14 protein-coding genes are annotated in these 14482 nt (G+C 67.4%); 4 read left to right on the forward strand and 10 right to left on the reverse strand.

All coding sequences use genetic code 11. The features are described from left to right. Positions 1-6 precede the first annotated feature (6 nt). Complete coding sequence (locus TX88_RS20265; RefSeq protein ID WP_044519676.1) at positions 7-1698, forward strand: oligopeptide ABC transporter substrate-binding protein OppA; 1692 nt, start codon at positions 7-9, stop codon at positions 1696-1698. Here TX88_RS20265 and TX88_RS20270 read toward each other — a convergent pair. Genes TX88_RS20270 through TX88_RS20290 form a run of 5 tightly spaced genes read right to left on the reverse strand, consistent with a single transcriptional unit; the run spans position 1691 to position 5326 of the window. Further along, complete coding sequence (locus tag TX88_RS20270) at positions 1691-2944, reverse strand: alpha/beta hydrolase (protein ID WP_044519677.1); 1254 nt, start codon at positions 2942-2944, stop codon at positions 1691-1693. The genes TX88_RS20265 and TX88_RS20270 overlap by 8 nt on opposite strands. A 25-nt stretch (positions 2945-2969) precedes the next feature. Further along, positions 2970-3236: a cytochrome C oxidase subunit IV family protein gene (locus tag TX88_RS20275; protein ID WP_044521445.1), complete on the reverse strand. Its 267-nt coding sequence runs from the start codon at positions 3234-3236 to the stop codon at positions 2970-2972. A 2-nt stretch (positions 3237-3238) separates the two neighbouring features. Continuing rightward, positions 3239-3835, reverse strand: coding sequence for a cytochrome c oxidase subunit 3 family protein (locus TX88_RS20280; RefSeq protein ID WP_110918109.1), 597 nt, complete (start codon positions 3833-3835; stop codon positions 3239-3241). A 4-nt stretch (positions 3836-3839) separates the two neighbouring features. After that, positions 3840-4562, reverse strand: a complete 723-nt coding sequence (locus tag TX88_RS20285) for a hypothetical protein (protein ID WP_044519678.1) — start codon at positions 4560-4562, stop codon at positions 3840-3842. Continuing rightward, positions 4559-5326: a hypothetical protein gene (locus TX88_RS20290; RefSeq protein ID WP_044519679.1), complete on the reverse strand. Its 768-nt coding sequence runs from the start codon at positions 5324-5326 to the stop codon at positions 4559-4561. The genes TX88_RS20285 and TX88_RS20290 overlap by 4 nt, the downstream gene beginning before the upstream one ends. A gap of 122 nt (positions 5327-5448) precedes the next feature. Here TX88_RS20290 and TX88_RS20295 point away from each other — a divergent pair, with 122 nt between their 5' ends. Together TX88_RS20295 and TX88_RS20300 are read left to right on the forward strand one after the other, a co-directional pair. Then, on the forward strand, positions 5449-6045 hold the full coding sequence (locus TX88_RS20295) for a TetR family transcriptional regulator (RefSeq protein ID WP_044519680.1): 597 nt from the start codon (positions 5449-5451) through the stop codon (positions 6043-6045). Positions 6046-6111: 66 nt separating this feature from the next. Further along, positions 6112-7332: an acyl-CoA dehydrogenase family protein gene (locus TX88_RS20300; protein WP_044519681.1), complete on the forward strand. Its 1221-nt coding sequence runs from the start codon at positions 6112-6114 to the stop codon at positions 7330-7332. Here TX88_RS20300 and TX88_RS20305 read toward each other — a convergent pair. The 3 genes from TX88_RS20305 to TX88_RS20315 are packed head-to-tail and all read right to left on the reverse strand — an operon-like array spanning position 7323 to position 12658. Beyond that, entirely contained in the window at positions 7323-8822 is a 1500-nt protein-coding gene (locus TX88_RS20305) for a GMC family oxidoreductase (protein WP_044519682.1), read from the reverse strand. The genes TX88_RS20300 and TX88_RS20305 overlap by 10 nt on opposite strands. A gap of 36 nt (positions 8823-8858) precedes the next feature. Beyond that, entirely contained in the window at positions 8859-11501 is a 2643-nt protein-coding gene (locus TX88_RS20310) for an AAA family ATPase (RefSeq protein WP_044519683.1), read from the reverse strand. After that, positions 11498-12658, reverse strand: coding sequence for a metallophosphoesterase family protein (locus TX88_RS20315; RefSeq protein ID WP_044519684.1), 1161 nt, complete (start codon positions 12656-12658; stop codon positions 11498-11500). Before TX88_RS20315 ends, TX88_RS20310 begins: the two co-directional genes overlap by 4 nt. Before the next feature lie 128 nt (positions 12659-12786). On the opposite strand from TX88_RS20315, the gene TX88_RS20320 reads away from it, so the two are divergent. Next, positions 12787-13308, forward strand: coding sequence for a SixA phosphatase family protein (locus TX88_RS20320; RefSeq protein ID WP_210742831.1), 522 nt, complete (start codon positions 12787-12789; stop codon positions 13306-13308). Here TX88_RS20320 and TX88_RS20325 read toward each other — a convergent pair. Both TX88_RS20325 and TX88_RS20330 read right to left on the reverse strand, forming a co-directional pair. Continuing rightward, positions 13305-13850 (reverse strand): DUF3558 domain-containing protein, encoded by a 546-nt coding sequence (locus TX88_RS20325; protein WP_044519686.1) that lies wholly within the window; start codon positions 13848-13850, stop codon positions 13305-13307. The two genes, TX88_RS20320 and TX88_RS20325, sit on opposite strands and share 4 nt — an antisense overlap. Then, entirely contained in the window at positions 13850-14443 is a 594-nt protein-coding gene (locus tag TX88_RS20330) for a DUF3558 domain-containing protein (protein ID WP_044519687.1), read from the reverse strand. Before TX88_RS20330 ends, TX88_RS20325 begins: the two co-directional genes overlap by 1 nt. Positions 14444-14482: the final 39 nt, after the last annotated feature.

Consider the following 14482-nt stretch of genomic DNA (forward strand, 5'->3'; position numbering starts at 1 on the left):
GTCTGGGTGAACGGGTTCAAGCGGTTCAAGTTCCAGCGTTTCGCCGTCGTCGCAGCCGTCACCGCACTGGCCCTGGCCGGGTGTTCGGGAGGCGATCGGGAAGCCCCTTCGGCCGGCGGTAACGCCGAGCTCGGTAGCACCAACGACATCAATCCACAGGATGTCGCGAATCTGCGGCAGGGCGGCAACCTGCGCCTGGCCCTGACCGAGTTCCCGTCGAACTTCAACCCGCTGCACCTCGACGGCAATACCGGCGATGTCGGCTCGCTCACCAGGCCCACGTTGCCGCGCGCGTTCGTGATCGCCGCCGACGGATCGGCGACGGTGAACACCGACTACTTCACCAACGTCGAACTGACCAGCGCCAGCCCGCAGGTGGTGACCTACACGATCAACCCCAAGGCGGTGTGGACCGATGGCACGCCGATCACCTGGGAGGACATCAAGTCCCAGTCCGAGGCCAACAGCGGGAAGAACCCCGCGTTCGTCATCGCCGCACCCAACGGCTTCGAGCGGGTCGCCTCCGTGACCCGTGGCGTGGACGACCGCCAGGCCGTGATGACCTTCGCCAAACCGTATGCCGACTGGAAGGGCATGTTCGCGGGCAACGGCCGACTGCTCCCCAAGAGCATGACCGCCACCCCCGAGGCGTTCAACAAGGCTCAGCTCACAGAGCCCGGGCCGTCGGCGGGGCCGTTCCTGGTCTCCAACATCGACCGGGGTGCCCAGCGGATCACGATGACCCGCAACCCGAAATGGTGGGGCGCCCCGCCGCTGCTCGACACCATCACCTACCTCGTGCTCGACGACGCAGCGCGCATCCCCGCGCTGCAGAACAACACCATCGACGCCACGGGCACCGCATCATTGGACGAACTGACCATCGCGCGCAAGACCGCGGGGATCAGCATCCGACGGGCACCGTCGGCCAGCTGGTACCACCTGACCTTCAACGGCGCGCCCGGCTCGATCCTCGCCGACCCGGCGCTGCGCAGTGCGGTCGCCAAGGGCATCGACCGGCAGGCGCTGGCCAACATCACCCAGCGGGGACTCACCGACAATCCGGTGCCGCTGAACAACCACATCTTCGTCGCGGGCCAGCAGGGCTACCAGGACAACGCCGCGTCGGTGGCGTTCGACCCCGAGAAGGCGAAGGCCGAACTGGACGCCCTGGGCTGGAAAGTGCCTGAGGGACGCCAGTTCCGGGAGAAGGACGGCAAGGAACTCGTCATCCGCAATGTGTTCTACGACGCGGGCAGCACCCGCCAGGTGGCCCAGATCGCGCAGAACATGCTCGGCCAGATCGGGGTGAACCTGAAGCTCGACACCAAGCCCGGCACCGGGTTCTTCACCAACTACATCATCAAGGGCGACTTCGACATCGCCCAGTTCGCCTTCCTCGGTGACGCTTTCCCGCTGAGCTCGCTGACCCAGATCTACGCGCAGGACGGGGCCAGTAACTTCGGCAAGATCGGCAGCCCGGAGATCGACGCCAAGATCGAGCAGACGCTGGAAGAACTGGACCCGGTCAAGGCGCGCACGCTGGCCAACGAGCTCGACCAGATGCTGTTCGAAGAGGTGTTCAGCCTGCCGCTGTTCCAGTCGCCCGGAAACGTCGCGGTGCGCAGCAGCCTGGCCAATTTCGGGGCTTTCGGCTTGGCCGACGCCGACTACTCGAAGATCGGTTTCCTCAAGTAGTTTCCGGGCAGAGCCATTTGGCGGTGGGCAGCGCCGTCTCCACGACGGTGGCGACCGAGATCGCAGACACCGCCGCCCGGACGACGGGGCGCGCCGGCAGGGCGTCCAGCTCGGCGGCGGTGGCCGAAAGTTGTTCGGCCACACCGTCGCGTACCGCACGGATCACCGCGAATGCGGCACGTTCGCGGGTGTCGATCACGCTGTGTACCACCGTCGGCATCCGAACCAGCACGGCCCCGGGCACCAGCGCCGCGATCCGCTCCGCCACAGCCGGCGGTGTGGTCAGATCCCGGCCACCGGACAGCACGACGGTGGGCCAGTGAAAGTCCGGTAACTCAGCGAGCAGGTCGAAGGGCTCGGCCTCGAAAGGTTCGTAGAACTTGGCACTGCCGATCATGTCGGCCATCTCCAGCGCGGGATCCAGCGGCAGCCCATCGGGCACCCCGGCGTAGTTCAACTCCCGGAACGCGATCCGTCCGACCAGATCTACCTCGTTGCGGTACGGCGCTTTTCGCGTCGAGAGCCGGCTCAGCCGGCCCAGCCCCGACCACACCACGGTGCGCCCGCGGAGCAGCAGATCGAGTTGGCGGTCCAGCAGTGCGGCACCGCCCAGCCCGTACAGCAGGCCGGCCAGTTCTCCCCCTTTGGTGGCCAACGCCCCGTCGGCCACCAGGCGTCGCACCTTCGGCGCAAGGTCCGCGGTCTCCGGGTTCGTGCCCTCCCACAGCAGCCCGCGGATGGCACTGCGCATCGCTTCGATATCGGCAGTGGACAGCAGCGGCGAGTCCAGCACCATCGCCGCGACCCGGTCGGGATGTCGAACCCCGAAACCGGCGGCGATGTAGCTCCCGTACGAGGTGCCGTACAGCACTGCCTCGTGTACGCTCGCGTCATCGAGCACCGCGGCGATGTCGTCGACCACCTGCTCGACGGTGATGGCCGCCGGCGGCAGATCGGCGCCCGCATCGGTGTGGCGCGACATCCCGATACCCCGGTGCTCGATCATGATCACGTCGAATCCGGCCGCGGTCGCACGTCTGCGCAGCGCACGGTAGGGCTGGATCGACGCGACGCCGGGGCCTCCCGGAACGATCACCACCGGGTGCGCCGACTTGCGGCCGGCCCGCACGTAGAACAGGTCGAACAGCTCGTCGGAACCGGGACTGACCGGGCGTCGCACGGCCCGCACTCCCGGTAGTGCGGCAAGCTTGTCGTGCACGCGCCGACGCTTGGCGTTCATCGTCATTGCGTTCCATTGTGCCGCGCAACGCTCAGATCAGATAGATGGTGAAAACCGCCCCGAACAGCACCACCAGCCACCCGTCGGTGGCGAGTTTGAGCCACCGTGGCGCGGTCCGGACCTCCATGAACTGCCGGATGATCAAGCGGGACTTGATCAGCGTCAGCGCGAGCACCAGCGCGGTGATCGGCACGCTGGCCCGCAGGGCGTCCGAGTACTGGGCCGGCGCCAACCACCAGGATCCGACGGTGATGGCGACCAGCACCAGCCACGTCTGAGTCACAGCCTTGTCGGTCATGATCACCTCACCACGTAGAGCAGGCCGAAGATGATCACCCAGAGCAGGTCGACCATGTGCCAGTAGACCGCGCCCGCCTCCACCACCGACGCCCGGCGCCGCGACGGATTGCGCAGCTCCCGCACGATCACGCCCAGCACGATGAGCCCGATCAGCACGTGGATCAGGTGCACACCCGTCAGCACGTAGTAGAACGAGTAGAACATCTCGGAGTTGGTGTGCCCCGCCCGGATCTTGACCACCCATTCATAACCCTTGCAGGCCATGAACATCAGGCCGCCGACGCCGCCGGCGTAGGTCAACCGGATCGCCGCTTCGTGACGTCCGGCCCTGGTGGCCAGCACCGCCCGGGCCACCAGCCACGAACTGGTCAGCAGGATCACCGTATTGGCGACACCGACGGTGATGTCGAGATGCTGCTGGGCACGCAGGAATTCGTCCGGATGCATGGTCCGGTAGATCATGAAGATGATGAAGTAGCCACCGAAGATGACCAGATCGCCCAGCACCATCACCCACATGTGCCCGTCACCCGGTAGGTGGGCCTGGGTCGCCTTGGGTGGTGAGTCTGCTTGCGTCAGTACAGGATTAGTCGACATTCACTCACTCCAGTCCCGGTTCTTCGGCTGCCTCACGCATCGCGGCCTGCCGCAGCAGGACGATCAGAGCCGACAGCCAGACGGAGAAGACGACCACCGCCAACCAGAAGGCGATCGAGCCGTTCCAGGCGAACGGCCCCGACGGGAACACGAACATCTGGGTGGCGATCACCTCGGTGATGATCTGCCAGATGGTCACGTAGGCGAACCAGGCCGGGAAGACATTGTTCTTGTCGTACAGGATGGCGATCGCCAGCACCAGATAGGCGGCCGTGAAACAGCCCAACGAGCCGTTGTACGACAGCATTCCGAGGTCGTAGAGCAGGCTGATCAGTTCCGGGTCACGGTCGGGCCGGAAGGCCGCGGCGAGGAAACAGACCGACACCAGCAGGAACCCGGGCACCGCCCCGACACCCATGCCGCCGATGTAGCCGTAGGCGAACACCGACCCCACCGACATACGTTTGATCTGGTAGGCGACCAGCCCGTTGGTCATCGCCGCACCGCCCAGCAGAATCAGCAGCAGGCAGAAGCCGATCTTGATGGTCAGGCCGTGTTCGGTGAAGAACGCCACCTTGTCGGCGGCGGTGACATCGGGCCGCGGCGGCGGCGTCACCCGGGTCAGGATGCAGATGATGACGCCGAAGGCCCCGTACCAGATCGGGAAGAACCAGGTCATCAACCGCACATCGGGCTTGCCCGGTGGCGCTTCAGTCAAAACTGTCATGCGCCGGTGCCTTCTTCCAAGCCCGCTACTACGCCCTCTTCGACGGCCTGGCTGAGCACCGCACGGCGCAGCACGAAGAACATCACCACGACGAAGACCGCGAAGGCGCCGTTGCGCAACCAGAAGGTCAGCACGCCGTCCCAGGCCAGCGGCCCGGTCTGGAACACCGCCGCGCCGGCGGCCGGGATCATCGCCCCAGCAGTGGCCAGTGAGTAATGCCCTACCCAGCGGGGAAACACCGGGGCGGGCCCGTTGTCGAAGTACACCGCGACCGCCAGCAGCGCGAACTGCGACACCACCATCCCCACCGGGGCGACGAACACGATCCAGGCGAGGTCGTTGAGCAGCATGATCAGCTCGGGATTGCGGTCCGGACGGAACGCGGCCACCAGGAAGAAGACATTGGACAGCGCGAAGATGGTGGCGCCACTGACCACCGCGGTGAGATAGCAGTAGGCGAACACATGGCTCTGGGTCTTCATGCGCTTCATCTGGACGACGATCACCATGAAGAACGGCAGGATCAGGATCCCGCAGAGGTTGAACGTCACCTGGCTGAATCGGATCCACGCGGTGTGATCGGCGTAGAACTCGGCGACCTGTTGCGCGTTCCAGGTCGGCGCCATCGGCGGCCAGAAGCCGGGAAACGCCAGCATCGCCACCAGCAGCACCGCGCCGACGACGGGCCCGGTCCACAGGCTCACCCACTGGGCCTTGATGTTTCCGGCTTTCGGCAGGTCTTGTACCTGCTCCAGGATCTGCACGCCAACCTCCAAAAACTGACTCAAGTCAGAACTGTCTGCCCTCGAAACCGTAACTGCAGGCGGGAAGAAAGGAAAGAGCAATACTGAGTACAGTCAGTTTGTCGATGTCGTAGCATCGGGCCGTGCTCACTGGACCGCCCCGCAGCCGCAAGGGCCTGCAGACGCGGGAACGGCTGTTGGGAGCCGCGATCTCCGAGTTCAAGCGCGACGGCATGGCCGCGGCCGATACCGCTGCGATCGCGTCGGCCGCGGGTGTCGCCCACGGCACCTTCTTCTTCCACTTCCCCACCAAGGAACACGTCCTGGTGGAACTGGAACACCGCGAGCAACTCCGCATGGCCACCGAGCTCGGCCGGCTCTTCGCCACGCCGCACGACGTGCACACCACCCTGGCCGAATCCGTCCGCGTCTTGGAGAAACTCGAACGGCGCCTGGGTGGCCGATTGTTCAAAGATTTTCTCGCCCTGCATTTTTCCACCACGCGGCCGCCTTCGGAGGAATGGTCGCGTCACCCCGTGATCGTCGCCGTCGTGGAAGAACTGCAACGGGCCCAGGAGCGCGGCGAGATCCCGGCCGAAGTGGACGTGATGTACAACGGCGTGTCATTCCTCGTCGGGCTCTACGCGTTGCTCATCACCATCCCGGACGCGGCCGAGGTCCGAGCCCCGGTGATCGCCGAATACCTGACCACGTATCTGTACGGCTTGCGGGTCGTCTAGGCGGCTTACGTTCGGGCTGATCCAAAGGGGTGCCCACCGATAGCCGGTGCGGATACAAACGGTGCCATGACCACCGTCGAGAACGTGACCCGTGTTTTGCCCGGTACACCGGAATGGGATGACCTGCTGGCCTCCATCGCCGCAGGCGCCAAGGACCGCGACCTCAACGACGAGAATCCCTTCGATCAGGTCGCCGCGCTCAAGCGCGCCGGGTTCGGCACCCTGCGCCTGCCCGAGTCCCTCGGTGGTGCCGGATTCACTGTGCCGCAGCTGTTCTCCGCGGTGATCGACGTGGCCAAGGCCGATCCCATCGTGGCGCATATCTTCCGGACCCACTTCTGGTTCACCGAGGAGCGGCTGCGTAGCGCCGACGACCCGGTGTCCAGGCACTGGCTGGGCAAGATCGCCGAGGGAAAGATCTTCGGCAACGCCTTCAGCGAGAAGGGTTCACTGGCCGTGGGCAGTTTGGTGTTCAACACCCGGCTGCTGGCCGACAGCGCGAACCCGGGCGCGTTCCGCCTGACCGGCGAAAAGTACTACAGCACCGGCACCCTGTTCTCGGACTATCTGACCGTCACCGCCACCACCGATCACGACTCGGTGGCCAATGTCCTGGTCCCCACCGACCGCGAGGGAGTGCGGCTCGTCGACGACTGGGACGGGTTCGGCCAGCGCCGCACCGGAACCGGCACCACGACGTTCACCGACGTCGCGGTGGCCGCCGACGAGATACTCACCGACACCCCGTATGACGCCGAGCCGGTGCCTACCGTGCAGTACGCCTCGCTTCAGTTGTTCATCCACGCGGTGGTCGCCGGCATCCTGGCCAACGTCGTCGACGACGGCGTGGCGCTGCTGCGCTCCCGGGAACGCAATTTCAGCCATGCCGTCACCGAGCGGCCCACCGACGATCCCCTGCTGCAGCGCCAGCTCGGGGTTCTCGCGAGCACGGCCTATGTGGCGCGGGCCGCAGTGCTCGATGCAGCCGCGGCGATCGGGGCTGCCACCGATTCGGCGCTCGCCGCTGTGCCCGATTCGCGGCTCGCCGCGGAAGCCCAGCTCAAGGTCGCCAAGGTGAAAGTGCACCTCGACGACGTCGCCCCCGAAGCCGCCACCCGGCTGCTGGAACTCGGTGGGGCCAGCGCGGCCTCCCGGCAGCGCAACCTGGATCGGCACTGGCGCAACATCCGCACGATCACCTTGCACAACCCGGTTGCCTACAAGGCGCGGGTGATCGGCCAGAACCTGTTGCACGGCACGCCCGTTCCGGCCAATGCCTACTTCTGAGTGATCAGCTCGGCCGCCTTCTCACCGACCAGCACGCTGGGCGCGTGCGTGTGGCCACGGATGAGCGTCGGCATCACCGATGCGTCGGCGACCCGCAACGCCTCGATTCCCCGGACTCGTAGCTGCGGGTCGACCACGCTGCCCTCGTCGCTTCCCATGCGGCAGGTGCCGACGGGGTGATACAGCGTGTGTGACACCGAATTTATTGCCCGCGTGAATGTTTCGTCGTCCAGATCGGCCGCGCCGAGTGGCCTGGCCACCTTGCCGACCACATTCGCCAGTGCCGGCGCCCGCGCGATATCGGCGGTTATCCGCAGGCCGGCCATCAGTGCGGCGCGGTCGGCCTCGTCGCTCAGGTAGCGCGGGTCGATGATCGGTTTGTCCGTCGGATCGGCCGACCGCAGCGTGATGGTCCCCCGACTGCGGGGCTTGAGCAGGATAGGGCCCATCACGACGGCGTGACCGTACGGGTCGCCGATACCTTCGTCGAAGAAGGGGGCCGGGGCGAAGATCAGTTCGAGGTCAGGGAGATCCAGGTCCGGCCTGCTGCGGACGAATCCGTACGCCTCGCCGACGTTGGAGGTCAGCATGCCGCGACGGCGAGCCAGATAGTTGACCAGTTCGAGCGGCTTCTCGGCAGCGAACAGGCTGTCGTCGCGGACGTCGAACCCCAGCGGAACCACCAGGTGGTCAAGGAGATTGGTGCCGACAGCGGGCGCGTGCCGGGTCACCTTGATCCCGTGGTGCGCCAACTGGTCCCGGTCTCCGATTCCCGACAGCATCAGCAGGTGCGGCGAATTGATCGCGCCCCCGCACAGGATGACCTCGCGGCGCGCCGTCACCACATCCCGAACACCGCCCCTGTCGAACTCGACGCCGATGGCCCGATTCCCCGCGAAGACGATCCGCGTCGCGGTGGCCTCGGTGAGCAGGTCGAGATTGGGCCGCCGCAGCGCGGGCTTGAGGTACGCGTCGGCGGTGCTCCACCGGGCGCCGCGGCGCTGGGTGACCCTGGTCTCGCAGAAGCCGTCGTGTCCGCGCTCCTTGGCCGCGGCCAGCCACGCCGCCGTCGAACTGCGCGGGCTGCGTTGCGCCTCGATCACCAGCGGCCCGGCCTCGATCCGCTTCAGGTACTTTTCCAGGCCTGCGTAGTTCCAGTCCGCGCCGGCATGATCGCCCCATTCGTCGTAATCGGCGGGGAAGCCCGGGACCCACATCATCGCGTTCATCGACGATGAGCCGCCGAGTGTTTTGCCACGCGGCCAATAGATCTGGCGGCCGTCGAGTTCCGGTTGCGGCTCGGTCAGGTAGTCCCAGTCGACCTCGCTGCGGAACAGCTTGGAGAACGCCGCCGGGATGTGGATGAACTTGTTGCGGTCGCGCGGCCCGGCCTCCAGCGCCAGCACCGACACATCCGGTCGTGCACTCAGCCGGTTCGCCAGGACCGAGCCTGCCGAACCGGTCCCCACCACGATGTAGTCAGCCTCCACGTGGCGGAGTGTAGGACCCGGCACGGCCGCGCGCGGCTAATTCGATGTGGTGGTCAGTTCGATGTGGTGTGCGCCGGCGACGCTGGCGTAGCGGTCTGGGCTGCAGGTCAACACGATGACCTGACCGTCTCCACCGACCGCGTCGAACACCGCGCCCATCTTGGTCAGCCGGTCCGGATCGGTGAAGCCGAGCGCGTCGTCGATGATGACGGGCACGCTGTCCTCCTTGGCCACCATCGTGGCACCGGCCAGCCGCGCGACGATGGCCAACTGCTCCTTGGCGCCGCCGGACAGCGATTCGTACGGGACCGTCCGACCGGACAGCGTGCGGGTCCTGATGTTGAGATCGCTGTCGACGTCGACCTCGAAATCCTCACCGAACACGAGCCGGCCCAGCCGCTGCACCTCGAGGCGGAACGGATCGGCGTAACGCTGCCGGGTGGCGTCACGGTGGCGCGCCATCACCGACCGCAGCGTCTCGGCCGCGCGGGCCCGACGGTGCACCCGTAGGTACTCGGCGTGGGCGTGCTCGCGTTCGGTCTCGGCGGCATCGAGATGCCCCTTGCGGCCCTGGGTGCCGTAGACCTTCAGTTGCGCGGCCACCTCCCGCAGCCCCTCGACAGCGGCCTCGTGACGGGTGTTGAGCAGCTCCGCGCGGCGCACCGCCTCGTCGAGCGCGGCCTTCACCGAATTCGGTTCGGTCGCCGACAATTCGGTCCGCAGCGCGACCGCCCGGCCCGCGGTGGCGGCAGCCTCCTCATCGGCAGCCTGGGCCTTCACTGCCAACTCGTCATCGCCGGTTTGCGCGCGCTGGACTTCGAGCCGGCCGCCGGCTACCGTCAGCTCGGCCTGCGCCGTGGTGAGCTTGTCGCGCAGAACGCTGCAGCGGGTCGACTTCTCCGACAGCTTCTTGGCTGCCGCGACGATCACCTTGCGGCTGGTCTCGCTGTCGGCCACCGCTTTACGGTGCGCCCCCACCGCGGCCTCGAGTTCGGTTCGGGCGGCGCCGGTATCGGTGGGCCCGGCCAGCTCGAACAGGCCGGCTTCATCGGGCTGGCCGGCTTGCAGTTGGGTCAGCCGTGATCGCAGATCCGCCAATACATCATCACCGGTGAGGGCATCCACCGTGGCGCGCATCCGGTCCCGGCCGCCGAGCAGCTCGCGGCGACGGGCGTCGAGGATACGCGCGGCATCCACATCGTCGACCCCGGCCGCGGCCAGTGCGGCAGTGAGCGCGCTCTGCGCCTCGTCGAGACGGGCCTGCGTCTGCGCAGCCGGCGTGCCCGGCACCACGCGCACCGTGAGCACCCCGGGCACGTCGATCTCGGTGTCGGCGGTGGTGTTGACCGACCACGGTTGCCCCGCTTCCAGGGACACCTGCGCCTCGTCCACCCGGACGTCGCAGTCGGCGACCGCCACGAGTTCGATTCGCGCCGAGGCGAGTTCCGCCTGTCCCGCGGCGCGTTCCACTGCTACCGCGGCGGTCTCGATGGCCCGCATCCCCGCATCGTCGAGGGTGATCTCGGCGAGTTCGCGGTTGACCCGGTCGAGTTCACGCGCACCGGCGTCGATCTTGCTCAGCCGGGTGGCCAGCCGGTCGGCCTCGTCACGATCCGTCATCCGCGTCAGCGTGGTGCGGGCCGTCTCCACCCGGGCTTCGTGCTCCTGCGCCGCCACCCGCGCCTCTTCGGCTGCCAGCTCGGCGGCCTCGTGAACCTCACGCGCCGTGCCGGTTTCGCCGTCGGCCACGGCCAGCGCCGCCTGCAATTCGGTGATGGTGGTAGCGCGCTCGTCGAGCTCGGCACGCAGCCGCCGGCGTTCGGTGAGCGCAGCGGCCGATGCGGTCCCGGCAACCCGGGCGGCCTCGGCCACCACCTCGGCCTCCTTGAGCCGCTGAACCAGCGCGGCGACCTCATCGGCGGCCTTGCGGGCCGCGGCCAAGTCGGCCTGGGCCTGTTCGCGTTGACCGGACACCCCGGTGACCTCGGCGGTGAGCTCGGCATGCCGGCGCACCGCGTCATCGACCTCGGCCACAGCGGCGGCGCACCGCGCCACCTCGCCCTCGGCCGCGGCGAGCCGCTTGGTCACCGCCGCCCACTCACCCGTCGGCCGGCCGGTGGCGGTGAAGTAGCGCAGATACTCGGCGTCGATCCGCTCGATCAGCAGCGGCTCGTCCCCGGAGAGGGCGACCGCCTCGCCCGCGGCCACATCCAGTGCGCGGGCAAGTGCATCCGACCCCGACAGATCGACCGGTGCCGTCGAGCTCGACTGCAGCACCCGCTGGGCCTGCCACAGATTGGTGTCCACGGTCTCGGCGAGCATGCCCAGCACCCGCTCGTGCGCTTCGTCGCCGCTGAGCTGCTCGCGGACCGGCGCCAGCACCGTCAGCTGGGTCTCGGCACGCTTGTGAAAGCGCTTGCGGTACATGAACCGATAAGGGCCGGTGGAGATTTCGGCCATCACCTCGGCGCCGACATCGGCATGGGTCGGCTTGACCTGCTTGACTTCCTTCTTGCCCGAGCGGTCCTTGGCCTCGAGCAGCAGATCCAGCGCCTCGATCATCGAGGACTTGCCGATCTCGTTGGCGCCGCTGACGACCACCACACCGTGATCGGGGAATTCGATCTCGCGGTGGGTGATGCCGCGATAGTTGGTCAGGACCAGGCGGTGCAGTTTCATGCCGCACTCCCCCGGTCGACCAGGCGCAGTAGAAGCCCCAGCGCGGCCCGCGCGTCGTCGGCCCCGGCGCCGTCGGTGCGGGCAGTGGCCACCAACTCGTCCACCGCGGCCGCGGCGAAGCCACCGATTCCCAGGTCGTCGAACTCACCGTCGGCGGGCAGGACAGCGATCTCGGTGTGCCGCTCCCACAACGTCAGCGCGGCGAACAGCCGGGCGTAGCGGTCCAGGCAGGCATCCAGCGCGGCCTTGTCCGTGACCGTCAGTGAGCCCGTCAGCGCCAGGCGCACCACGGTGCGTTCCTTGCCCTCCAACAGATCCAGATTCAGATCCAGATCGGCCACGTCGCGGTCGGTGTCCACCTCACGGCGCAGCGTGATGAACCGCCAGCGGCCCACCCGTTCGGAGTCGACCCGGACGCCGCGGTGCGGATCGGTCTCGTCGATCTCGACCAGCAGGACATGTCCCGGGTCGGATTCGATGTCGTCGTAGTTCGTCACCTCGGGTGAGCCCGAGTACCAGACCCGGCCGGTCAACCCGACCTCGGTGCGGGAGTGCTTGTCCCCCAATGCCACATAGTGAACCGCGCCGCGCGCCAGGGCGTCTTCGACGGCGGCCAGCCGGATCAGCGACGGCTTGTCCTTGTCCGGATCGAGGATGTCGACGCCGCCGTGCCCGACGACCACGCGGGTGACACCGTCGGCGGGCAGGTCGGCCAGCACGTCCCCGATCAGATCCGAGGTGGGCGCCTTGGAGCGCCACGGCGCGGCGACGATCTCCAGACCCGGCCGCACCTCGTGCACGCCCGCCCGATCCAGGACCACGACGTTGTCCGGGCATTCGGCGGTGAACAGCGCACTGGTGTAGATCGACGCGGCATCGAGCGGGTCATGGTTACCGGGCAGCAGATACACCGGCACGCCGATGGCACGCATGGCCTCCAGCGACAAGCTCACCTCACGGGGGGCCAACTGGTTGTGCTCGAACACGTCCCCGGACACCACGACGAACTCCGCACCCGATGCGGCGGCCACCGGGCCAAGGGCCGCGACGGCCTCCCGGCGCGACGCCGAGTAGCGGGGCTGGGCCTCGCCGTCACCGGCACTGAGGAAATGACGGGTCATGCCGAGTTGCCAGTCGGCGGTGTGTAGAAAACGCATCGGCCCCGTCCCTTCTGTGTCCGTTCCCCGTGGGTTCATCCCGGAAGCAAGGCGAGTCTAAAACCGGGGGCCGACAAGTCCGGGGACCTGCGGCGGCATGGCCCCGGTTTGCCGATACCGTATGAAGAATGGCCAGTCCGATCAGTCCGATCAGAACCCTGCTGCTGATGCGCCACGCCAAGTCGGACTATCCCGACGGGGTGGCCGACCACGACCGCCCGCTCGCCGCGCGCGGCATCAGGGAAGCTGCGCTCGCCGGAGACTGGATCCGGGCCAATTTTCCCGCGGTGGACGCGGTGTTGTGCTCGACGGCGACGCGGACCCGTCAGACACTGGAGCGCACCGGCATCGAGGCACCCGTGCAGTTCGCCGAGCGCATCTACGACGCCCGGCCGGGCACCGTCATCGACGAGATCAACGGTGTGTCGTCACGTTTCGGCACCGACCCGTCCACGGTGTTGGTCATCGGCCACGAGCCCGCCATGTCCGCCGTCGCGCTCGGGCTGGCCGACGGATCCAACCCCACTGCCGCGGAGAGCATCTCGCTGAAATTCCCGACCTCGGCGATCGCGATGCTGAGCACAAGCGACCCGTGGGACCAGCTCGCGCTGGGCGGCGCGACGCTGGTGCGTTTCCACGTGCCTCGCTAGGAGTTGGTGGCCAGCGTCAGTTCCATCAGCTTGATGGCCATGGGGCAGGCATCGATGCCCGGCCCTTGCGGATTGACCCACCAGCCGACCACACCGGCCGCGTCGCTGGCCACTCCGCACGCGCCGTTGAGCCCGTTGGGCCGCATGATGATCGAATCGACACCGGCGATCCGGCGCTGCTCGATCGCGTACTGCAGCTTCTCGGCGGTCTGGCGCTCGTTGGCCAGGCTGCCCTGCTCGTACCAGAACCGGGTGATGTCGACCAGGCCGGCCGGGTTGGCCGCCTGCCAGCGGCACACCGCGCCGACGAACGTGCTCTGGATGTCCAGCGGGTCGGCACCCACCGTCTTGGCCAGGATGTCCGTGGTCAGGACGTCACATTCCTTGAGCAAGTTGGGGTAGGTCTTCTCGGACTTGTTGTTGCTGGGGCCGCCACTGGACCCCTCCTTGGCCGCGGTGCCCTCCACCGTGCTGGTGCACCCGGTCAGGCCGACGAACACCGCCATCGCGGCCACGAGTCCGGCAGCCCCACGTCGCGTCATCATTTGGAATTCACAATCGACTGGCGGGTCAGCTCTTTGGCGACCTCGCACGGATCGGGATAGGGCTTCTGGTCGAAGCTCACGGACCACTCGATGAAATCGTCGTCGAACTGGATGCCGATCTCACACAGGTTCACGTCGCCGGCCTTGAGCGGGTTCTCCCCGATGGCGATGAAGCCGCCGTGGCCCTCGATGTTGATGTCCTCCACGCTGGTCCGCGACAACTCCTCGGTCTTGCGCTCCCGGCCGATCGGGCTGCCCCGGAACCAGGTGAAGGAGAAGTGCGGTCCGAGGATACTGCCGCCCTGCAGCCACTGGCAGCCAGAGGAATTGGTCGCGGTGTTGACCAGCCCCTGCACCTGGGTCAACTCGGTCACCGTCTGATCGGTGACGCCGCCGCAATGCGGGAAATGCGGGCCGTGCTTGCCCGACGCGTCGGCACTCGGCGTCTCGGTCTGGGGAACCTGCGGGGACGCGGGCTCACCCGACGAGCAGCCGGCGAACACCGGAACCACTGCGGCAGCCAGTACCGCAAAGGCTCTGGCGTGGGCGAATCGTGCCTTGGCGGCCGTGCGGACAGTCACGCCATGCACTGTAGCGGCAACACCTATGTCCCATCCCGGTATACCGAC

This window comes from Mycolicibacterium septicum DSM 44393, assembly GCF_000455325.1.
Classification (GTDB): Bacteria; Actinomycetota; Actinomycetes; order Mycobacteriales; family Mycobacteriaceae; genus Mycobacterium; species Mycobacterium septicum.

What these genes read in the sequence shown, in the direction of transcription:
- TX88_RS20300 (WP_044519681.1), top strand. Translation starts at nt 6,112, where the DNA reads ATGACCACCGTCGAGAACGTGACCCGTGTTTTGCCCGGTACACCGGAA.
- TX88_RS20325 (WP_044519686.1), bottom strand. Translation starts at nt 13,850, where the DNA reads ATGACGCGACGTGGGGCTGCCGGACTCGTGGCCGCGATGGCGGTGTTC.
- TX88_RS20310 (WP_044519683.1), bottom strand. Translation starts at nt 11,501, where the DNA reads ATGAAACTGCACCGCCTGGTCCTGACCAACTATCGCGGCATCACCCAC.
- TX88_RS20320 (WP_210742831.1), top strand. Translation starts at nt 12,787, where the DNA reads ATGGCCAGTCCGATCAGTCCGATCAGAACCCTGCTGCTGATGCGCCAC.
- TX88_RS20270 (WP_044519677.1), bottom strand. Translation starts at nt 2,944, where the DNA reads ATGACGATGAACGCCAAGCGTCGGCGCGTGCACGACAAGCTTGCCGCA.
- TX88_RS20315 (WP_044519684.1), bottom strand. Translation starts at nt 12,658, where the DNA reads ATGCGTTTTCTACACACCGCCGACTGGCAACTCGGCATGACCCGTCAT.
- TX88_RS20275 (WP_044521445.1), bottom strand. Translation starts at nt 3,236, where the DNA reads ATGACCGACAAGGCTGTGACTCAGACGTGGCTGGTGCTGGTCGCCATC.
- TX88_RS20280 (WP_110918109.1), bottom strand. Translation starts at nt 3,835, where the DNA reads ATGTCGACTAATCCTGTACTGACGCAAGCAGACTCACCACCCAAGGCG.
- TX88_RS20285 (WP_044519678.1), bottom strand. Translation starts at nt 4,562, where the DNA reads ATGACAGTTTTGACTGAAGCGCCACCGGGCAAGCCCGATGTGCGGTTG.